General features: G+C 62.2%; 19 protein-coding genes. 12 read left to right on the top strand and 7 right to left on the bottom strand.

The window, feature by feature from the left end:
- Positions 1–9 precede the first annotated feature (9 nt).
- Genes ftsX through ftsY form a run of 3 tightly spaced genes read right to left on the bottom strand, consistent with a single transcriptional unit; the run spans position 10 to position 3091 of the window.
- Positions 10–1032, bottom strand: coding sequence for a permease-like cell division protein FtsX (gene ftsX / locus BLL38_RS14405; protein WP_076963149.1), 1023 nt, complete (start codon positions 1030–1032; stop codon positions 10–12).
- Positions 1029–1700, bottom strand: coding sequence for a cell division ATP-binding protein FtsE (gene ftsE / locus BLL38_RS14400; RefSeq protein ID WP_017476533.1), 672 nt, complete (start codon positions 1698–1700; stop codon positions 1029–1031). The genes ftsX and ftsE overlap by 4 nt, the downstream gene beginning before the upstream one ends.
- Positions 1697–3091, bottom strand: a complete 1395-nt coding sequence (ftsY, locus tag BLL38_RS14395; RefSeq protein WP_076963148.1) for a signal recognition particle-docking protein FtsY — start codon at positions 3089–3091, stop codon at positions 1697–1699. Before ftsY ends, ftsE begins: the two co-directional genes overlap by 4 nt.
- Before the next feature lie 341 nt (positions 3092–3432).
- Here ftsY and BLL38_RS14390 point away from each other — a divergent pair, with 341 nt between their 5' ends.
- The 4 genes from BLL38_RS14390 (at position 3433) to BLL38_RS14375 (ending at position 8120) form a co-directional block, all read left to right on the top strand.
- Entirely contained in the window at positions 3433–4788 is a 1356-nt protein-coding gene (locus BLL38_RS14390) for a M16 family metallopeptidase (RefSeq protein ID WP_076963147.1), read from the top strand.
- Complete coding sequence (locus BLL38_RS14385; protein WP_076963146.1) at positions 4781–6271, top strand: M16 family metallopeptidase; 1491 nt, start codon at positions 4781–4783, stop codon at positions 6269–6271. The genes BLL38_RS14390 and BLL38_RS14385 overlap by 8 nt, the downstream gene beginning before the upstream one ends.
- On the top strand, positions 6271–6885 hold the full coding sequence (gene rsmD / locus BLL38_RS14380; protein ID WP_076963145.1) for a 16S rRNA (guanine(966)-N(2))-methyltransferase RsmD: 615 nt from the start codon (positions 6271–6273) through the stop codon (positions 6883–6885). Before BLL38_RS14385 ends, rsmD begins: the two co-directional genes overlap by 1 nt.
- A gap of 236 nt (positions 6886–7121) precedes the next feature.
- Entirely contained in the window at positions 7122–8120 is a 999-nt protein-coding gene (locus BLL38_RS14375; protein WP_076963144.1) for a hydrolase, read from the top strand.
- 9 nt (positions 8121–8129) lie between these two features.
- On the opposite strand, the gene BLL38_RS14370 is transcribed toward BLL38_RS14375, so the two are convergent.
- Positions 8130–8984, bottom strand: coding sequence for a sulfurtransferase (locus BLL38_RS14370; RefSeq protein WP_076963143.1), 855 nt, complete (start codon positions 8982–8984; stop codon positions 8130–8132).
- Positions 8985–9017: 33 nt separating this feature from the next.
- Complete coding sequence (locus BLL38_RS14365) at positions 9018–9689, bottom strand: TetR/AcrR family transcriptional regulator (RefSeq protein WP_029300622.1); 672 nt, start codon at positions 9687–9689, stop codon at positions 9018–9020.
- A 147-nt stretch (positions 9690–9836) separates the two neighbouring features.
- On the opposite strand from BLL38_RS14365, the gene BLL38_RS14360 reads away from it, so the two are divergent.
- From BLL38_RS14360 to BLL38_RS14340, 5 genes are all read left to right on the top strand, one after another.
- Entirely contained in the window at positions 9837–11264 is a 1428-nt protein-coding gene (locus BLL38_RS14360) for a coniferyl aldehyde dehydrogenase (RefSeq protein WP_076963142.1), read from the top strand.
- Between the two features lie 28 nt (positions 11265–11292).
- Positions 11293–11838 carry a twin-arginine translocation pathway signal protein gene (locus BLL38_RS14355; RefSeq protein WP_076963141.1) on the top strand — a complete coding sequence of 182 codons (546 nt, stop codon included), beginning with the start codon at positions 11293–11295 and terminating at the stop codon, positions 11836–11838.
- A gap of 53 nt (positions 11839–11891) precedes the next feature.
- Positions 11892–13487: a GMC family oxidoreductase gene (locus BLL38_RS14350; RefSeq protein WP_076963140.1), complete on the top strand. Its 1596-nt coding sequence runs from the start codon at positions 11892–11894 to the stop codon at positions 13485–13487.
- A 114-nt stretch (positions 13488–13601) separates the two neighbouring features.
- The gene (gene coaD, locus BLL38_RS14345; protein ID WP_003176711.1) at positions 13602–14081 is read left to right on the top strand and encodes a pantetheine-phosphate adenylyltransferase; all 480 of its coding nucleotides are present in this window, start codon (positions 13602–13604) and stop codon (positions 14079–14081) included.
- A 103-nt stretch (positions 14082–14184) separates the two neighbouring features.
- Positions 14185–14436, top strand: a complete 252-nt coding sequence (locus BLL38_RS14340) for a YfhL family 4Fe-4S dicluster ferredoxin (protein WP_003213796.1) — start codon at positions 14185–14187, stop codon at positions 14434–14436.
- Between the two features lie 124 nt (positions 14437–14560).
- On the opposite strand, the gene mutM is transcribed toward BLL38_RS14340, so the two are convergent.
- A complete protein-coding gene (mutM, locus tag BLL38_RS14335; protein WP_076963139.1) occupies positions 14561–15373 on the bottom strand; it encodes a bifunctional DNA-formamidopyrimidine glycosylase/DNA-(apurinic or apyrimidinic site) lyase in 813 nt (270 codons plus the stop codon).
- Positions 15374–15394: 21 nt separating this feature from the next.
- The gene (locus tag BLL38_RS14330; RefSeq protein ID WP_169865750.1) at positions 15395–16207 is read right to left on the bottom strand and encodes an HDOD domain-containing protein; all 813 of its coding nucleotides are present in this window, start codon (positions 16205–16207) and stop codon (positions 15395–15397) included.
- Positions 16208–16486: 279 nt separating this feature from the next.
- Here BLL38_RS14330 and BLL38_RS14325 point away from each other — a divergent pair, with 279 nt between their 5' ends.
- The 3 genes from BLL38_RS14325 to ilvD all read left to right on the top strand — a co-directional run bounded on the left by BLL38_RS14325 (position 16487) and on the right by ilvD (position 21199).
- Positions 16487–17683 (top strand): class I SAM-dependent rRNA methyltransferase, encoded by a 1197-nt coding sequence (locus BLL38_RS14325; RefSeq protein WP_057960898.1) that lies wholly within the window; start codon positions 16487–16489, stop codon positions 17681–17683.
- Between the two features lie 246 nt (positions 17684–17929).
- The gene (locus BLL38_RS14320) at positions 17930–19129 is read left to right on the top strand and encodes an MFS transporter (protein ID WP_076963137.1); all 1200 of its coding nucleotides are present in this window, start codon (positions 17930–17932) and stop codon (positions 19127–19129) included.
- A gap of 228 nt (positions 19130–19357) precedes the next feature.
- Complete coding sequence (gene ilvD, locus BLL38_RS14315) at positions 19358–21199, top strand: dihydroxy-acid dehydratase (RefSeq protein WP_076963136.1); 1842 nt, start codon at positions 19358–19360, stop codon at positions 21197–21199.
- Positions 21200–21263 lie beyond the last annotated feature (64 nt).

Raw genomic sequence — 21263 nt, 5'->3', positions numbered from 1 at the left:
TGACATTAACTACTTCGGCGCCAGCTCACGTAGATGCCGTGCGACCGCAATCCAAGCACCGATATACCCCAACAACACCGCGCCAAGCAAGAGTGATAGACCATCAGCAGCGGGTACGCCAGCCAGGGCAAAGTCACTGCCATACAAACCGGCCAGGCCGATTACCGCGTCGTTCAGCCAATCCAGGCCAAACGCCAATACGCCCCAGGACAGAATCCCCGCACCGAAGCCATAAAGCGCGCCCATATATAGAAAAGGACGACGCACATAGCTGTCTGTGCCGCCGACCAGTTTAATCACTTCTATCTCGGTGCGGCGGTTTTCAATATGAAGACGAATGGTATTGCCTATCACCAAAAGTAATGCAGAAACCAGCAACACCGTGAGGCCGAAGACAAACCGGTCGCCCAGCTTGAGAATCGCCGCCAGACGCTCGACCCACACCAGATCAAGCTGCGCCTGCTGTACCTTGGGCAATTCAGCCAATTTTTGCCTTAATGCTTCAAGGGCCGTCTTGTCGATTTCATTGGGCGTGACCAGCACCACACCCGGCAGCGGGTTCTGCGGCAGCTCCTTGAGCGCCTCACCCAGGCCGGACTGTTGCTGGAACTCTTCCAGCGCCTGGTCGCGGCTGATGTACTCGGCCTCCGCCACGCCCGGCAGGTTCTTGATCTGCTCGCGCAGGGCCTCGCCTTCGGTAGCGCTGGCATCCAGTTGCAGGTACAGGGAAATCTGCGCCGCGCGCTGCCAGGAACCGCCCAGGCGCTCGACATTATTAAGCAGCAACGACAACCCCATCGGCAGGCTCAACGCCACGGCCATCACCAGGCAGGTGAAGAAGCTGCCAATCGGCTGCTTGCCCAGGCGGCGCAGGCTGTCCACCAGGCTGGCGCGATGGCTTTCGACCCAGGCATGCAGCAAGGTGCTGAAGTCGGGGCCGTCATCATCGTCGCGTTTCTTTTTCTGCGGTTGCGGGTCGGCGGCTTTCGGCGCCACGCGCTCGGAAACTTTAGGGCTACGTGTGGCACTCATACGCCGGCCTCCCCATCACCAATCAGGCGGCCGCGCTGCAAGGTCAGCATGCGGTGGCGCATGCGCGCGATCAATGCCAGGTCGTGACTGGCAATCAGCACGCTGGTGCCCAGGCGGTTGATGTCTTCAAACACGCCCATGATTTCTGCGGCCAGGCGCGGGTCGAGGTTACCGGTGGGTTCGTCCGCCAGCAGCAAGGCCGGGCGATGGACGATGGCACGGGCAATGCCGACGCGCTGTTGCTGGCCGGTGGACAGGTCGCCGGGGTACAGGTCGGTCTTGTCCGACAGCGCCACGCGCTCCAGGGCCGAATCCACACGCTTGATGATCTCGGCCTTGGACAGCCCGAGAATCTGCAATGGCAGGGCGATGTTATTGAACACCGTGCGATCGAACAGCAACTGGTGGTTCTGGAACACCACGCCGATCTGCCGGCGCAGGAACGGGATCTGTGCATTGCTGATAGTGGCCAGGTCCTGGCCCGCCAGCAGCAATTTACCGGTAGTGGGGCGCTCCATGGCCAGCAGCAAGCGCAGCAAGGTACTTTTGCCGGCGCCGGAATGACCGGTGACAAACAAAAACTCGCCACGGCGCACCCGGAAACTCAGCTCATGCAAGCCGACATGCCCGTTGGCGTAGCGCTTGCCCACCTGTTCAAAACGAATCATGAACGCTCCCGCTCGGCAAACAGTGCCTGGACAAAGGGTTCGGCCTCAAACGTGCGCAGGTCATCAATACCTTCGCCGACACCGATATAACGAATCGGCAGCCCGAATTGTTTGGCCAGGGCAAAAATCACCCCACCCTTGGCCGTGCCATCGAGCTTAGTCAACGCCAGGCCAGTCAGCTGTACCGTCTGGTGGAATTGCTTGGCCTGGCTGATTGCGTTCTGCCCGGTCCCGGCGTCCAGCACCAACAACACCTCGTGCGGCGCGTCGGCGTCGAGCTTGCCCATCACCCGACGCACTTTCTTCAACTCTTCCATCAGGTTGTCTTTGGTGTGCAGGCGACCGGCGGTATCGGCAATCAGTACATCGATGTTACGGGCCTTGGCGGCCTGCACGGCATCGAAGATCACCGAGGCGGAATCGGCGCCGGTGTGCTGGGCGATCACCGGGATCTTGTTGCGCTCGCCCCACACCTGCAATTGCTCCACGGCAGCGGCGCGGAAGGTGTCACCGGCGGCAAGCATGACTTTCTTGCCTTCCAGTTGCAGCTTCTTCGCCAGCTTGCCGATGGTGGTGGTCTTGCCGGCACCGTTGACGCCGACCACCAGGATTACGAAGGGTTTTTTCTCGACAATCACCAGCGGCGCTTCCACGGGCTTGAGCATGGCGGCCAGTTCGGCCTGCAATGACTTGTAGAGCGCGTCGGCGTCGGTGAGCTGCTTGCGCGCGACCTTCTGGGTCAGGCTCTGGATAATCACGGCAGTGGCTTCGACGCCCACGTCAGCGGTCAGCAGGCGGGTCTCGATGTCTTCGAGCAACTCGTCATCGATGATCTTCTTGCCCAGGAACAGGCTGGCCATGCCTTCGCCAATGCTCGCGCTGGTCTTGCTCAGGCCTTGCTTGAGGCGGGCGAAGAAGCCGGTCTTGCTGGTTTCGGCAGGTGCGGCAACGACGGCAACGGGCTCGACCACCAGCGGCGCCGGCTCAACCACGACAGGCAGGGGCTCGACGGCGACCTGCACCGGCTCCACCACCACGGGGATCGGCGGTGTCACATGTTCGGCCTGCACATCCTCGACCAGCGCGACAGGCTCTTCAGCCACCGGCAATGGCGGCCACGGCTTGTGCTCTGGCTCTGGCTCTGGCTCTGGCTCTGGCGCAGCCTCCACCACCGGCTGCAGGACCGGCTCGGCGCTAGGCAGCACCACAGGCGCCTCGACGACAGGCTCGGCCACTGGTTCAATCGCCGGTTCCGCTTGCAGAACAGGCTCAGGTTGGACTTGCGGCTGTTCGACGACGGTTTCCTGCGGCTTTTTGCGCAGCCATCCGAACAGGCCTTTTTTCTCGCCAGCCGCAGCTGGGCTCTTCTTGTCGTCGTTGGAACCAAACATGGAGGACGGCTATCTCAAGGTAGCGACGCGCCAAGGAGGCGCCTCGGTAAATAATATTCAATGCGCAACAGACTGTTTTTTAGCCAGCTTGTTCATGCGCAGCATTGTGCGAGGCGTGAATACAGCCTCAACAAATCGATTCAATATAGGACTGAAGCGATAAAATCGGCGAAAAGCGGATGAAAATCGGGAAAACCCACGAATAATTCCATCTTCACGACGACTGGATCCGAAACGATATGACCGCCGCAGTGGCCGCCGCTAATACGGATCAGTATCCTAGCACCTCCTCGCCCGCCGACGCTAAGACCAAGCGGGCAGCCCAACAGGTTTAAAAACGAATGAATGCTCTAGCCCGCCGCGCCGCAGGCCTGCTGCTCAGCACAGTTTGTCTGCCCCTTTCAGCCTTGGCTGCCGACCCACAACCCACCCATGAATTCACCCTGGACAACGGCCTCAAGGTCGTCGTGCGCGAAGACCATCGTGCCCCGGTGGTGGTCTCGCAGGTCTGGTACAAGGTCGGCTCCAGCTATGAAACCCCTGGCCAGACCGGTTTGTCCCACGCCCTGGAACACATGATGTTCAAGGGCAGTTCCAAGACCGGCCCCGGCGAGGCCTCGTTGATCCTGCGCGACCTGGGCGCCGAAGAAAACGCCTTCACCAGCGACGACTACACCGCCTACTACCAAGTGCTGGCCCGCGACCGCCTGGGCGTTGCCCTGGAGCTGGAAGCCGACCGCATGGCCACCCTGCGCCTGCCGGCCGACGAGTTCAGCCGCGAGATCGAAGTGATCAAGGAAGAGCGCCGCCTGCGCACCGATGACAACCCGATGTCCAAGGCCTTCGAGCGCTTCAAGGCCATGGCCTACCCGGCCAGCGGCTACCACACGCCGACCATCGGCTGGATGGCCGACCTGGACCGCATGAAGGTCGAGGAACTGCGCCACTGGTACCAATCCTGGTACGTGCCGAACAACGCCACCCTGGTGGTGGTCGGCGACGTGACCCCGGACGAGGTGAAAACCCTGGCCCAGCGCTACTTCGGCCCGATCCCCAAGCGTGACGTACCACCGGCGAAAAAGCCCCTGGAACTGGCCGAACCAGGCGAACGCCTGCTGACTATGCATGTGCAGACGCAGCTACCGAGCGTCATCCTCGGCTTCAACGTACCGGGCCTGGCCACCGCCGAAGACAAGCGCTCGGTCAACGCCCTGCGCCTGATCTCGGCGCTGCTCGATGGCGGCTACAGCGCACGCATCCCGAGCCAGCTGGAGCGCGGTGAAGAACTGGTGTCCGGCGCCTCGACCAACTACGACGCCTACACCCGTGGCGACAGCCTGTTCACCTTGAGCGCCACGCCCAACCAGCAGAAGAAGAAAACCGTAGCCCAGGCCGAAGCCGGGCTCTGGCGCCTGCTGGACGAACTCAAGGCCAAGCCACCGACCGCCGAGGAACTGGAGCGTATTCGCGCCCAGGTCATTGCCGGCGTGGTCTACGAGCGCGACTCCATCACCAGCCAGGCCACGGCCATTGGCTCCCTGGAAACGGTCGGCCTGTCGTGGAAGCTCATGGACACTGAGCTGGCCGAGCTGCAAAGCGTGACGCCCGAGGATATCCAGAAGGCCGCGCGCACCTATTTCACCCGCGAACGCCTGAGTGTCGCCCATGTCCTGCCCGAGGAGACCACTCATGAGTGATCGCAAAAACAACCGCCTGGTGCTGCCCGGCCTGATCGTCGTGACCCTGGTGGCCGCGGTCGCGGTGTATATCGGTCGCCCGGACGACTCCATTGCCAGCCCGGCGCTGGAGCAGGCCAAGTCCAGCAAGACCCTGCAATCCCTGGCGGAGCTGGACGGCAAGAACCCGACCAACCGCACGCTCAACGTGCAGACCTGGAGTACCGCCGAAGGCGCCAAGGTGCTGTTCGTCGAAGCCCACGAACTGCCGATGTTCGACATGCGCATCCTGTTCGCCGCCGGCAGCAGCCAGGACGGCAACACGCAGGGCCTGGCGCTGCTGACCAACGCCATGCTCAACGAAGGCGTACCAGGCAAGGATGTGGGGCAGATTGCCGCCGGTTTTGAAGGCCTGGGCGCGGATTTCAGCAACGGTGCCTACCGCGATATGGCGCTGGTCTCGCTGCGCAGCCTCAGTGCCGCCGACAAGCGCGACGCCGCCCTCACGCTGTTCGACCAGGTGATCGGCCAGCCGACCTTCCCCGCCGACTCCCTGGCACGCATCAAAAACCAGTTGCTGGCCGGCTTCGAGTACCAGAAGCAGAACCCGGGCAAGCTGGCAAGCATCGAGCTATTCAAGCGCCTGTATGGCGACCATCCCTATGCGCACCCCAGCGAAGGCACGCCTGAAAGCGTTCCGGCCATTACCCTGGCACAGCTGAAGGCCTTCCACGCCAAGGCCTACGCCGCCGGCAACGCGGTGATCGCGATGGTTGGCGACCTGTCCCGCGCCGAGGCCGAGGCCATGGCGGCCAAGGTGTCCGCCTCCCTGCCCAAGGGCCCGGCACTGGCGAAGATCGCCGAGCCGAGCGAGCCCAAGGCCGGCCTGGGCCATATCGAATTCCCATCCAAGCAGACCCACCTGTTGTTCGCACAACTGGGCATCGACCGCGCCGACCCGGACTACGCCGCCCTGTCCCTGGGCAACCAGATCCTTGGCGGCGGTGGCTTTGGCACCCGCTTGATGAGCGAAGTACGCGAGAAGCGCGGCCTGACCTACGGCGTCTACTCGGGCTTCTCGCCGATGCAGGCCCGTGGCCCGTTCATGATCAACCTGCAGACCCGCGCCGAAATGAGCGGCGGCACCTTGCGCCTGGTCGAGCAAGTGTTGGCCGACTACCTCAAGACCGGCCCGACGCAAAAAGAACTGGATGACGCCAAGCGCGAGTTGGCCGGCAGCTTCCCGCTGTCCACCGCGAGCAACGCCGATATCGTCGGGCAACTGGGCGTCATGGGGTTCTACAACCTGCCGCTCAATTACCTGGAAGATTTCATGAAGCAATCCCAGGCCCTGACCACCGAACAGGTCAAGGCTGCACTGAACAAGCACTTGAGTAGCGATAAAATGGTGATCGTGACCGCAGGTCCCACCACCGCGCAAAAGCCACTACCGCCCCCCACTGATAAACCTGCCGAGCAGCCGCTCGGGGTTCCGGAGCATTAATGGCTAGTCCATCCCGTCCTAAAAAACCTGTCCATAACGTTCACAACGGTGTGGGCCAATTGCGCATCATTGGCGGCCAATGGCGCAGCCGCAAGCTGAGCTTCCCCGACGTAGTGGGCCTGCGTCCGACCCCGGACCGGGTCCGCGAGACCCTGTTCAACTGGCTCGCGCCGTACATCGAAGGGGCCAAGGTGCTGGACCCGTTCGCCGGCAGCGGCGCGTTGTTCCTCGAGTCCCTGTCCCGTGGCGCCGCCCTGGGCCAGGCCCTGGACGCGAGCAACGTGGCGGTGTCCAGCCTGCGCGAACACCTGGGCACCCTGCGTTGCACCACCGGTCACGTCCAAACCGCCGATGCCTTGCGCTACCTGGAAACCCAGCCGGCCAGTGCATTCGACGTGGTGTTCCTCGACCCGCCGTTCAACCAGAACCTGTTGCCGACCGTCTGCACGCTGCTGGAAGAGCGCCAATGGCTGGCCGATGATGCCTGGGTCTACACCGAAAGCGAAACCGCGCCGTCGACCCTGGGCCTGCCGGGCAACTGGCGCCTGCACCGCGAGCAAAAATCCGGGCGGGTGTATTACGCGTTGTGGCAACGTACGGCTCTGGCCCACTAAAAACACTGTAGGCGCGAGCTTGTCGGGCAAGCCTGCTAATGCCGTTCAGTTAAGCGCAGATCCCCTGTGGGAGCGGGCTTGCCCGCGATAGCGGTATGTCAGTTAACAACTGTGTTGGCTGATCCACCGCCATCACGGGCAAACCCGCTCCCACATTTGATCTGCGCTGCTTTGAGCATTGCGTTCGCTTAACTGATCGGCATTAGGGCAAACCCGCTCCTGCAGGACAGGTATTCATGACACCGCTAGCCAATCGCTTCACTCCCGCCTTCGGCCTCGGCAACCCCCATCTGCAAACGCTGTGGGGCCCGCTCTGGCGCCCCACCACCCACCTCGAACGCCAGCGCGAGCGCCTGTGGCTGGAGGATGGCGACTTTCTTGACCTTGACTGGCACGGCCCCCACGACCCGCACGCACCTTTGGTGCTGGTACTGCACGGGCTGACCGGCTCGTCCAATTCGCCCTACGTCGCCGGCCTGCAAAAAGCCCTGGCCAGCCAGGGCTGGGCCAGCGTCGCGCTGAATTGGCGGGGTTGTTCCGGCGAACCCAACCTGTTGGCCCGCAGTTACCACTCCGGCGCCAGTGAAGACCTGGCCGCCGCCATCGCGCACCTGCGGGCCAAGCGCCCCTTGGCGCCGCTGTATGCCGTGGGTTATTCCCTGGGCGGCAATGTGCTGCTCAAGCACCTGGGCGAAACCGGCGACAGCTCTGGCCTGCAAGGCGCGGCAGCGGTATCGGTGCCGTTTCGCCTGGACCAGTGCGCCGACCGCATCGGCCTGGGCTTTTCCCGGGTCTATCAGAAGCACTTCATGCGCGAGATGCTCGGCTATATCCGGGTCAAGCAGCGCCAGTTCCTGCAGGATGGGCGTGAAGACGCACTGAAAACCCTGGCGGAGCTGGGCTCACTGGAGAAAATGCGCACGTTCTGGGATTTTGATGGGCGCGTCACCGCACCGCTGCATGGCTACCTGAGCGCCGAGGACTATTATCGGCGGGCGTCGAGTCGTTACTTCCTCGGGGCGATCTGTACGCCGACGCTGATCATCCAGGCGGCGGATGATCCTTTTGTGTTTGCCCACAGCCTGCCTCAGGCCAGCGAACTGTCGGACTGCATCGAGTTTGAACTGCAGGCCAGGGGCGGGCATGTGGGGTTTGTCGAGGGTTCGCTGAAACAGCCGGGTTACTACCTGGAGCGGCGGATCCCGCAATGGCTGCTGTCTCAACTCGATCCATAAAGTGGGAGCTCAGTCGCCGGTTGCAATTTGTCGCTGCGGATCATTGATCCACTCACTCCACGACCCCGCATACAACTTGCCCAACGGATAACCCGCCAGGCTCAAGGCAAACAGGTTGTGGCACGCCGTCACACCCGAGCCGCAATACGCCACCAATTCCTGGGGCGAGCGGCCTTGCAGTTTTTCAGCAAACCGTTGCTTGAGCTGCGACACCGGCAAGAAGCGCCCGTCACTGCCCAGGTTCTCGCTGAACGCCGCACATTGCGCGCCGGGAATATGCCCGGCAATCGGGTCGATGGGTTCCACTTCACCGCGAAAACGCGGCAAGGCACGGGCATCGATCAGGGTCAGGCCCGGTTGGCCCAGGCGTTTTTGCAGGTGTTCAGCGTCCAGCAGCAGATGGTCGTCCGGGCTGCCAGCAAAGGTGCCCGGCTCGGTGCCAGGTGCATCCAGGCTCAGGGGGAAACCCGCGGCGTGCCAGGCCTTCAGGCCACCATCGAGGATCGACACACCGCTGCGCTTGCCCAGCCAGGCCAGCAGCCACCAGGCACGGGCGGCAAATGCGCCAGGGCCGTCGTCATACAGCACGATCTCACTGTCGGCATGGATGCCCCAGGCCTGCAACTGCCGAACCAGCACCTGGGCCGCCGGCAGCGGATGGCGGCCGGTCACGCCCTTGATCACCGGCCCGCTGAGGTGGCGCTCCAGGTCCGCATACTGCGCCCCTTCGATATGCCCCTCGGCATAGCTGCAACGCCCGTAATCCGGGTCTTCCAGGGCAAAGCGGCAGTCGAGGATGACTAAGCCGGCGCGCTGCTCGCGCTCGGCCAGTTGTTGCGGGCTGATCAGTTGTGCAAGCGGCATAACGGACTCCTGGAAATACGTTCGGGAAAGGGCCTACTTCACTTCTTCCAGTGCCTGACTTAACGGCACATAAAATTCCTTGAACAGCGCGTCCACGGCTTCTTTAGCCTGCGGCGTAATAAACCCTGCCTCCAGCACCAGCACCTGGTACACCCCGCGTTTGATCGCCTCGGCGCTCAGGTGCGCGGAGTTTTCATTGGTGGTGCACAAAAAGCGCACCCAGGAGGTGAGGATAATCCAGGCGTTGAGGGTCAGGGCTTCGGTCTGCACCGGGTCCATGTTCAGGATCCCGGCCTCGACAAACCCCCGGTAAATCGCGCCGCCCTGGATCAGGCAGCGCTGGGAAAAACGCCGGTAGCCGGTGGCCAGCTCCGGGTCGCTCTCCAGCAGATGCTCAAGGTCGCGGTGCAGAAAGCGGTAGCGCCACATGCCGGCCAGCACCGCCTGCAAGTAAAAACGCTTGTCTTCGACCACCATGGCGCGCCCCTGGGGTGGGCGCAGGAAGCTGTCCACCAGGGCTTCGTACTCGCGAAACAGCACCGCGATAATCGCCTGCTTGTTCGGGAAGTGGTAGTACAGGTTGCCCGGGGATATTTCCATGTGGGCGGCAATATGGTTGGTGCTGATGCTGCGCTCGCCCTGCTGGTTGAACAGCTCCAGGCTGGTTTGCACAATACGTTCGCTGGTCTTTACTCGTGGTGCCATGGGGTATCGGCTTCTTGAATCCTGATGCAAACATCTTACGGTCTATCCTTGCCAGGATAAAACTGCATGTTGATGCGATGCCATTTGACAAATTAGAGCAATAACTCTAAAAACGCAGGTAAACCAATAATATCCTGGAGCTGCGTCATGTCTGCCAACGTTGCTTACCTGCAAGACTCCCAGGCGCTGGGCCAACTCCAGAGCCTGTTCGACGCCCAGCGTCGCGCCTACGCGGCCAACCCGATGCCGCCAGCGGCGCAGCGCCAGCAGTGGCTCAAGGCGCTGCGCGACCTGCTCAGCGATGAGCGCCAGGCGCTGATCGAGGCCATCAGCAACGATTTCAGCCATCGCAGCGCCGATGAAACCCTGTTCGCCGAGCTGATGCCCAGCCTGCACGGCATCCATTACGCCAGCAAACACCTCAAGGGTTGGATGAAACCCTCGCGGCGTGCTGTAGGTATAGCCTTCCAGCCGGCGTCTGCCAAAGTGATCTATCAACCCCTGGGCGTTATCGGGGTGATCGTACCCTGGAACTACCCGTTATACCTGGCCATCGGCCCGCTGGTCGGTGCGTTGGCGGCGGGCAACCGGGTGATGCTCAAGCTCAGCGAGTCCACCCCGGCCACTGGCCAGTTACTCAAGACCCTACTGGCGCAAATTTTCCCCGAAGACCTAGTGTGCGTGGTGCTCGGCGAAGCGGAAGTGGGCATGGCGTTTTCCAAACTGCCGTTCGATCACCTGCTGTTCACCGGGGCCACCAGCATTGGCAAACATGTGATGCGCGCCGCCGCCGAACACCTGACCCCGGTCACCCTGGAGCTGGGCGGTAAATCCCCGGCGATTGTCTCGGCCGATGTGCCCCTCAAGGACGCTGCCGAACGGATCGCCTTCGGCAAGGCGCTGAATGCCGGGCAAACCTGTGTGGCGCCGGACTACGTGCTGGTTCCCGAAGACCGTGTGGAGGGCTTCGTCGAGGCCTACACCCAGGCGGTGCGTGGGTTTTATCCGACCCTGGCCGACAACCCGGACTACACCGCCATCATCAACGAGCGGCAACTCGCCCGGCTCAATGCCTACGTCAAGGACGCCACCGACAAGGGCGCGACCCTGGTGCCGCTCTATGACCAGGGCCAGGCCCGGCGCATGGCCCATAGCCTGCTGCTAAATGTCAGCGATGATATGACCGTGATGCAGGACGAGATTTTCGGCCCGGTGCTGCCCATCGTGCCCTATCGCGGCATCGACCAGGCCTTTGCCTACATCAACCAGCGCCCTCGCCCACTGGCGCTGTATTACTTCGGCTACAACAAGGCCGAACAGAATCGCGTCCTCCACGAAACCCATTCCGGTGGCGTGTGCCTGAACGACACCCTGTTGCATGTGGCCCAGGACGATATGCCCTTTGGCGGTATCGGCCCATCGGGCATGGGCCATTACCACGGCCATGAAGGCTTCCTCACCTTCAGCAAGGCCAAGGGCGTGCTGATCAAGCAGCGCCTGAATGCGGCCAAGCTGATTTACCCGCCGTATGGCAAAGCCATCCAGAAACTGATCCAGAAGCTGTTCGTGCGCTAACACCGTGACCACCGGGACCACAATAAAAATGAACCCTAGCCTGACTGAATCACCCGCACTGTCGCGGCGCGGCGTCTTGAAAATCGGCCTGTGCGCCAGCGCCTTCCTCGCCACCGCAGGCCTTGGCGCCAGCCTCAGCGGCTGCTCCAGCAGCACGCCGGCCAGCGGCTTTGCCATGCTACGCAACAGCGACCTGCCGTTTTTGCGCGCAGTGATCCCGGTGTTACTGGAAGGCGCGGCCAGCGCCGAGGTGGTGGCAGCGGGTATTGAAGACACCCTGAAAAAACTCGATTACAGCCTGCTGCACCTGTCACCGGAGATGTTCAAGCTGACCCAGCAGTTGTTCGACGTGCTGGGCATGGCCATCACCCGTGGCCCGCTGACCGGCATCTGGGGCAGTTGGGAAAATGCCAGCGGCGAGCAGATCCGCAACTTCCTGCATCGCTGGGAAAACAGCTTCCTCAACCTGTTGCGCATGGGCCAGGGCTCGCTGCTCAAGCTGGTGATCATGGCCTGGTACTTTCGGCCCGAGTCCTGGGCCCATTGCGGGTACCCCGGGCCACCGAAAATCTGACCGTGATAGCTCCTACACGTCATGACCGCTGATAAAAACAAGAGAACAAGCTGATGCCCGTACCTGATGTGTTCCGCGATGGCATGGCCCGCGGCTGGAAGACCCATAATGGCGCTGCCCTCGACCAGGACCTGACTCTGGAAGCCGATGTCGCGATCATCGGCAGCGGTGCAGGCGGCGGCACTACCGCAGAGATTCTCAGCGCCGCCGGCTACAAGGTGCTGCTGATCGAAGAAGGCCCGCTCAAGACCAGCAGCGATTTCACGCTGCTGGAAGACGAGGCCTACGCCAGCCTGTACCAGGAAGGCATCGGCCGCATGAGCAAGGACGGCGCCATCACCATCCTGCAGGGCCGCGCCGTGGGCGGCACCACGCTGATCAACTGGACGTCGAGCTTTCGCACACCCGACCCGACCCTGGCCCACTGGGCCAGCGAATACGCGGTCAAGGGCCACAGCAGTGCCGAGATGGCGCCATGGTTTACAAAGATGGAGCAACGCCTGGGCATCGCGCCCTGGGCCCTGCCGCCCAACGCCAACAACGATGTGATCCGCAAAGGCTGCGAAAAGCTCGGCTACAGCTGGCACGTGATCCCGCGCAACGTGCGCGGCTGTTTCAACCTGGGCTATTGCGGCATGGGCTGCCCGGTCAACGCCAAGCAGTCGATGCTGGTGACCACCATTCCCTCGACCCTGGAGCAAGGCGGCGAGTTGCTGTACCTGGCCCGCGCCGAGCGCCTGAAATTCAGCGGCGACACCATCACCAGCCTCGAATGCGTGGCCATGGATGCGCGCAGCGTAGCGCCCACCGGCCGCAAGGTCACGGTCAAGGCCAGGCATTACGTGCTGGCCGGCGGCGGGATCAACAGCCCGGCGCTGCTGATGCGCTCGGACGCACCCGACCCCCATTCGCGCCTGGGCAAGCGCACGTTCCTGCATCTGGTGAATTTTTCTGCGGGGTTGTTCGACGAGGTGATCAACCCGTTCTATGGCGCACCGCAGTCGATTTACTCCGACCACTTCCAATGGCAGGACGGCACCACCGGTAAAATGTCCTACAAACTCGAAGCCCCCCCCCTGCACCCGGCCCTGGCCAGCACGCTGTTCGGTGGCTATGGCACGCAGAACGCCCTGGACATGGGCCAGTTGCCCAACACCCACGCCATGCTGGCGCTGCTGCGCGACGGCTTCCACCCCGACAGCCAGGGCGGCAGCGTCGGCCTGCGCGGCGATGGCACGCCGGTGCTCGACTATGAAGTCTCGCCCTACGCCTGGGACGGCCTGCGCCGGGCGTTCCACAGCATGGCCGAGATCCAGTTTGCCGCCGGCGCCAAGTCGGTCAAGCCGCTGCACCACGATGCGCGCTACGTCAGCACACTGGCCGAGGCCCGCAGCCTGATCGACGGCCTGAACCTGGAACTGCATCGCACCTGCCTGGGCAGCGCCCATGTGATGGGCGGTTGCGCCATGGGCGAAGAGCCGAAAAATGCCGTGGCCGACAGCCTGGGGCGGCATCACCAGTTGCGCAATCTGTCGATCCACGATGGCTCGCTGTTCCCCACCAGTATTGGCGCCAACCCCCAGCTTTCGGTGTATGGCCTGACGGCGCAACTGGCGACAGCACTGGCCGAACGTCTGAAAACAGCATGAAAAAACCAGGTATTCGCGGTGTCTATAGTGCTTTCTTCTGCATAAGTTGACTTGGCCGACCGGGATGGCTGCGATACCATCCGGTTCCCCAACGGACTCCGCCAGGACGACGCGATGAACCGAGTGTTGTACCCAGGTACCTTCGACCCGATTACCAAAGGCCATGGCGATCTGGTCGAACGCGCCTCGCGCTTGTTCGACCATGTGATCATCGCGGTCGCGGCCAGCCCCAAGAAAAACCCGCTGTTTCCCCTGGAACAGCGTGTGGAGCTGGCCCGCGAGGTCACCAAGCACCTGCCCAACGTTGAAGTGGTGGGCTTTTCGACGCTGCTGGCGCATTTTGCCAAGGAGCAGAACGCCAATGTCTTCCTGCGCGGGCTGCGGGCGGTGTCGGACTTCGAGTATGAATTCCAGCTGGCCAATATGAACCGCCAACTGGCGCCGGATGTGGAGAGCCTGTTTCTTACACCGTCGGAACGTTATTCGTTCATTTCCTCGACCCTGGTGCGGGAAATCGCGGCATTGGGCGGGGATATCACCAAGTTTGTGCACCCTGCGGTCGCCGATGCGCTGACGCTGCGCTTCAAGAAGTAAGACCGCTCGACCGGCGCCCGCTCGCACTGCGGGCGCCAATGCGGCACAATTGCGCGCATTAGTTTTTCAGATGCCTTGGCAGAGTGCCCTGGCAGGAGTTTCCATGTCCCTGATCATCACCGACGATTGCATCAACTGCGACGTCTGCGAACCCGAGTGCCCGAACGCTGCCATTTCCCAGGGTGAAGAGATCTACGTGATCGACCCCAACCTGTGCACCCAGTGTGTCGGCCACTACGACGAACCCCAGTGCCAGCAAGTGTGCCCGGTCGATTGCATCCCGCTGGATGAGGCACACCCCGAGACTGAAGAGCAGTTGATGGAGAAGTACCGGTTGATTACCGGCAAGGCCTGAGACCTTGTGGTGGCTGGGCGGGCCTCATCGCAGGCAAGCCCGCTCCCACATTTTGACTTGTGAACCCCTTCAAATGTGGGAGCTGGCTTGCCTGCGATGAGGCCATTCGCAGCACCCGCGAACCTCAGCTCTGGCATTTGGGGCAAAACACACTCGCCCGCTGCCCCAGCATCACATTGCGCAGTTCAGTCCCGCAGACCTTGCACGCCTCGACGCCCCGGCCGTAGACGAACAGTTCCTGCTGGAAATACCCCGGCTGGCCATCGCCACCGATAAAGTCGCGCAAGGTCGTCCCGCCGCGCTCGATGGCGGCCGCGAGGATGCGTTTGATCTCGATCGCCAGTTTCAGGTAACGCCCACGGGAAATGCCCTTGGCCTCCCGGCGCGGGTCGATCCCGGCGGCAAACAGCGCCTCGGTCGCGTAGATATTGCCCACCCCCACCACCACCGCGTTGTCCATGATGAACGGCTTGACCGCCATGGAGCGCCCACGGGACAGCTGGAACAGGCGCTCGCCGTCAAACAGGTCGGTCAACGGCTCCGGCCCCAGGCGCAGCAGCAGTTCGTGGTTGTGCGGGTCCTGGCTCCAGAGCATCGCGCCAAAGCGCCGGGGGTCGGTGTAGCGCAGGGCCAGGCCCGATTCCAGCTCGATATCCACATGTTCATGCTTGGCCGCCGGTAAACCGACTTCCACCAGGCGCAAATTGCCCGACATGCCCAAGTGGCTGATCAAGGTGCCGACTTCGGCATTGATCAGCAGATACTTGGCCCGCCGCTCCACCAGCACGATGCGCTGCCCGGACAGGCGCACATCCAGGTCTTCGGGGATCGGCCAGCGCAGGCGCCGTTCACGTACGACGACCCGGCTGACCCGCTGGCCTTCCAGGTGCGGCGCAATCCCGCGCCGGGTGGTTTCGACTTCTGGCAGCTCAGGCATATTCGTCTCGCAATAGAAAGGTTAGTGCGCGCCCAACTCGCGGATCGACAACTTCAGGCTCTCGAAGTCGTAGTCTGACAGGCCCACGTAATCCAGCACCAGATGGCCGATGCTGTCCCATTCATGGTCAACCACCTGGTTGCCCAGTACCCGATAGGACGCGCAGATATGCTCGGCCATCTTCAAAATCGCCAGCAGGTTTTTCAACGGGCTGTTGCGCGCCGACTCATCGCTGAAAATCGCCAGGGCGTTGTGGTGGTTGGCGATGGCGTTGGTCACATGCTCCGGCAGGCGCCAGGACTTGGCGGTGTAATAACCCACCACCGCATGGTTGGTATGGAACGCGCTGTTCTCGGTGTCGACCACCCGGCATTCGGGCCCCGCCTTGGCGTAGGCATCCTCCAGCACGCTCATGTAGTCGGGGAAGCGCTTGAGCATCAGCGGCACGCCACAATCATGGAACAGGCCCAGGGCGTAGGCTTCGTCTACCGCCTGGGAGCCAGTGCGCTTGGCCAGGGTCAGGCAGGTCATTGCCACATCCTGGGCGGTGTCCCAGAAACGGTTGAGGGTGACGATGGTGTCATCGCTCATCTCGCCCTTGATCGACTGGGCATTGATCAGGTTGACGATGGAACGGCTGCCCAGCAGGTTGACTGCGCGTTGGATCGAGGCAATTTTGTTGCTCAGGCCGTAATACGGCGAGTTGACGATTTTCAGCAACGAACCGGACAGGCCCGGGTCTTGGGAGATCAGCCGGGCAATCACTTCCAGGTCTGGATCGGGCATGTACTGCTCCATCTGCAAATCCACCATGATTTGCGGTTGGGGCGGCACGCTGATGCCTTGCAGGGCCTGCTGGATCTGTTCGGCGGAAAGCTCTTGGGACATAGGTACACACTCTGGGCTAGGCGCGAATTCTAACCTCTAAGCAAAGCTGACCGACACCTCAAAAACCCGAACCGAACCGCGATCAAATGTGGGAGCTGGCTTGCCTGCGATTGCATCACCGCCGTACGTCAGATACACCGCGCCGTCTGCATCGCAGGCAAGCCAGCTCCCACATGAACCGGTGCGCAAAGGGTATACTCCCGCTCTTTTTTCCGGAGCGACGTCATGTCCCTGCCAAGCCTGCGTCTCAAAGCCAACGCCGATCGTCGTTTGCGCAACGGCCACCTGTGGGTCTACAGCAACGAAATCGACGTGGCCGCCACTCCACTCCACGGCTTCCAGGCAGGCGACCAGGCCATCCTCGAAGCGGCCGGCGGCAAGACCCTGGGCATCGTGGCCATGAGCCCGAACAACCTGATCTGCGCGCGCCTGCTGTCGCGCGACATCAAGTTGCCGTTGGACAAGTCGCTGCTGGTGCACCGCCTCAACGTCGCCCTGTCCCTGCGCGACCGCCTGTTCGACAAGCCGTTCTACCGCCTGGTCTACGGCGATTCCGACCTGTTGCCGGGCCTGGTGGTCGACCGTTTTGGCGATATCCTGGTGGTACAGATCGCCTCGGCGACCATGGAAGCCCATAAAGAAGACGTGATCGCGGCCCTGACCCAAGTGCTCAAGCCCAGCGGCATCCTGTTCAAGAACGATTCCGCCGCGCGTGATGCCGAAGGCCTCAACCGCTACGTCGAAACCGTATTCGGCCTGGTGCCAGAGTGGGTCGCCCTGGAAGAAAACGGCGTGCAATTCGAGGCCCCGGTGATCCAGGGCCAGAAGACCGGCTGGTTCTACGACCACCGCATGAACCGCGCCCGCCTGGCCCCGTATGCCAAGGGCAAGCGTGTTCTGGACCTGTACAGCTACATCGGCGGCTGGGGCGTGCAAGCCGCAGCGTTCGGTGCCAGTGAAGTGTTCTGCGTCGATGCCTCGGCCTTCGCCCTGGATGGCGTAGAGCGCAACGCCGCGCTGAACGGCGTTGCCGAGAAAATGACCTGCATCGAAGGCGACGTGTTTGAAGCGTTGAAAGAACTGAAAGCCAGCGAAGAACGCTTCGACGTGATCGTCGCCGACCCACCGGCCTTCATCAAGCGCAAGAAAGACATGAAGAATGGCGAAGGCGCCTACCGTCGCCTGAACGAGCAAGCCATGCGCCTGCTCAGCAAGGACGGCATCCTGGTCAGCGCCTCGTGCTCCATGCACCTGCCCGAAGACGACCTGCAAAACATCCTGCTGACCAGCGCCCGCCACCTGGACCGCAATATCCAGATGCTCGAACGCGGCGGCCAGGGCCCGGACCACCCGGTGCACCCGGCGATTGCCGAGACGCGGTATATCAAGAGCATTACGTGCCGGTTGTTGCCCAATAGCTAAGTAACACGCAGAGCAAAGGTGGGAGTGGGCTTGCTTGCGATAGCGGTGTATCAGTTACAGATTTTTAATCTGTTACGCCGCTATCGCAGGCAAGCCAGCTCCCACCTTTTTTGCGCCGTGCCAGAAAGATTTTTCCTACTGTCGCCAGCCACGCACCCCCAGGAAATTTCCCTCAAAGGTTTTGATTGAATTCCACTTTTTGCAGACTAGTATCGGTTTCTGGCTTCACTGCGGAAAACAAAAACAATGTCTGACTCCACCTGCTCGCCCGTCCTCGATGGCCCAGCCAAACGCCAGTATCTTTCCCGCTTCACCCTCATCACCTGCATTGCCCTGATCAGCTTCTTCCCGATCAATATCCTGCTGCCTTCATTTCCGGCCCTCGCCGCCAGGTTCGACACGCCCAGCGCCAATGTCGCGCTGTCCATCAGCCTGTTTACCCTGGTCTTTTCGATCTCCCAACTGATCGCCGGCCCACTCTCGGATAAATGGGGGCGCAAGGAAGTCCTGCTTGGTTGCATCACACTGGCGATCCTGGGGGCGATAGGGTGTGCGCTGGCACCGGACTACCTGACCTTCCTGCTGTTTCGCAGCGTGCAGGCCATGGGCTGTGGCTTCTTCGTGCTGGGCCACGCCCTGGTGGAGGACCTGTTCGAGGAGCAGGACCGGGCCCGCGTGCGCCTGTATTACATGACCCTGAGCGGCTCGTTCGTCGCTCTTTCACCGCTGATCGGCTCCTGGCTGCAAACCACCTTTGACTGGCAAGGCAGCTTCTACGGGTTCGCGGTGATGGCATTGGGCATGTTGATCCATGCGCTGTGCATCCTGCCCACCAAGTCCGCCAGCCCCCATCGCGCATCGGTGTCGATCATCGCCACCTTGAAAGCCGTGGCCGGCAATCGGGACTTCCTGCGCTACTGGTGGATCGCCGCACTGGTGTTCGCCTGCTACTTCGCCTTGATCAGCGTCACACCGCTGATGTTCATGGATGGGCTGAAACTGTCCGAATACCAGTACGCCCTGGTGCTGATGGTCTACGGCGTGGCCTATCTGCTGGGCGGCGTGGCGGCCTCGTTTCTGCAAAAACGCATCTCGCTGGCCCGGCAAATCAATATCGGCCTGGGGTTACTGCTGGTGGCCGGTGTGCTACTGATGCTGATCGTCAGCCTGGATGCCATCACCACCATAACCCTGCTGATCCCGATGCTGATCAGCGCCCTGGCCGTGACCCTGGTGCGCCCGGCGGCGATTTCGGCGGCGATGCTGCTGTTCTCAAGCAGCGCGGGCACGGCCGCCTCGGCAGGCAACAGCATCATGTTCCTGACGGCCGCCCTCAGCAGCGCCGCCCTTGCACAAACCGGAGCGCATTTGCTGATGACCATTGCTGCAAGCTTTATCGTCTTCAGCCTCTGGGGCTGGCTGACAAATACGCGGGTCGGGCGATAAAGCCCCGGGACATGTTTCTCGCCATTCCCTCCCGCCGCCAGCGGTGTAGAATCGACCCTATTCATCGCCAGTCATCCCCCGGCGGGTTTATGAGCTCAAGGCCAATGCGCACGGCGATCCCGTAGCGTTTGCGGCAACCTCCGGACACACGGCTATTTCTGAGTGTTCCAGACGTCAATAGAAGCTCACTCCCCTATTTAGTACCTGATTAGCCGCCCGGAGTGCTCCATGCCAGATTACCGCTCGAAAACATCCACCCATGGCCGCAACATGGCCGGCGCCCGCGCACTGTGGCGTGCCACGGGGATGAAAGATGACGACTTCAAGAAGCCGATCATCGCGATTGCCAACTCGTTCACCCAGTTCGTACCGGGCCACGTCCACCTCAAGGACCTGGGCCAACTGGTCGCCCGCGAGATCGAACGCGCCGGCGGCGTGGCCAAGGAATTCAACACCATCGCCGTGGATGACGGCATCGCCATGGGCCATGACGGCATGCTCTATTCCCTGCCGAGCCGCGAGATCATCGCCGACTCCGTGGAGTACATGGTCAACGCCCACTGCGCCGACGCCATCGTCTGCATCTCCAACTGCGACAAGATCACCCCTGGCATGCTGATGGCCGCCCTGCGCCTGAACATCCCGGTGATTTTCGTCTCCGGTGGCCCGATGGAAGCCGGCAAGACCAAGCTCGCCTCCCACGGCCTGGACCTGGTGGATGCCATGGTCATCGCCGCCGATTCCAGCGCTTCTGACGAGAAGGTCGCGGAATACGAGCGCAGCGCCTGCCCGACCTGCGGTTCGTGCTCCGGCATGTTCACCGCCAACTCGATGAACTGCCTGGTAGAAGCCCTGGGCCTGGCCTTGCCGGGCAACGGCTCCACACTGGCCACCCACAGCGACCGCGAACAGCTGTTTTTGCAGGCCGGCCGCACCATCGTCGAGCTGTGCAAGCGTTACTACACCGAGAACGACGAGTCGGTGTTGCCGCGCAATATCGCCAACTTCAAGGCCTTTGAAAACGCCATGACCCTGGATATCGCCATGGGCGGTTCCACCAACACCATCCTGCACTTGCTGGCCGCGGCGCAAGAAGCCGAGATCGACTTCGACCTGCGCGACATCGACCGCCTGTCCCGGCATGTGCCGCAGTTGTGCAAGGTCGCGCCGAACATCCAGAAGTACCACATGGAAGACGTGCACCGCGCCGGCGGGATCTTCTCGATCCTGGGCTCCCTGGCCCGTGGCGGCCTGTTGCACACCGACCTGCCGACCGTGCACAGCCCATCCCTGGCAGCAGGCATCGCCAAGTGGGACATCACCCAGACCAACGACGAAGCCGTGCACACCTTCTTCAAAGCGGGCCCGGCCGGCATTCCGACCCAGACGGCGTTCAGCCAGTCGACCCGTTGGGACACCCTGGACGACGACCGTGAAAACGGCTGCATCCGCAGTGTCGAACACGCCTACTCCAAGGAAGGCGGCCTGGCCGTGCTCTACGGCAACATCGCTCTCGACGGCTGCGTGGTGAAGACTGCCGGCGTGGATGAATCGATCCATGTGTTCGAGGGTCGCGCCAAGATCTACGAAAGCCAGGACAGCTCGGTGCGCGGCATCCTCGCCGACGAAGTGAAAGAAGGCGACATCGTGATCATCCGCTACGAAGGCCCGAAAGGCGGCCCGGGTATGCAGGAAATGCTCTATCCGACCTCGTACCTGAAATCCAAGGGCCTGGGCAAAGCCTGCGCACTGCTGACCGACGGGCGTTTCTCCGGCGGTACTTCGGGCCTGTCCATCGGCCATGCGTCGCCAGAAGCCGCTGCCGGTGGCGCGATTGGCCTGGTGCAAGATGGCGACAAGGTGCTGATCGACATTCCGAACCGCTCGATCAACCTGTTGATCAGCGATGAAGAACTGGCCGCACGCCGGGTCGAGCAGGACAAGAAAGGCTGGAAACCGGTGGAGAAGCGCCCGCGCAAAGTCACCACCGCCCTGAAGGCCTACGCCCTGCTGGCCACCAGCGCCGACAAGGGTGCGGTGCGCAACAAGGCCATGCTCGACGGCCTGTAATCCTCGCCCATAAAAATGCCCCGCCAAGTGCGGGGCTTTTTTTGCCTACCGAAGATCAATGTGG

The organism is Pseudomonas gessardii, assembly GCF_001983165.1.
Taxonomy (GTDB): Bacteria; Pseudomonadota; Gammaproteobacteria; order Pseudomonadales; family Pseudomonadaceae; genus Aquipseudomonas; species Aquipseudomonas gessardii.
The sequence above is the reverse complement of the archived record's forward strand: the minus strand, read 5'-3'. Positions and strand labels throughout refer to the sequence as shown.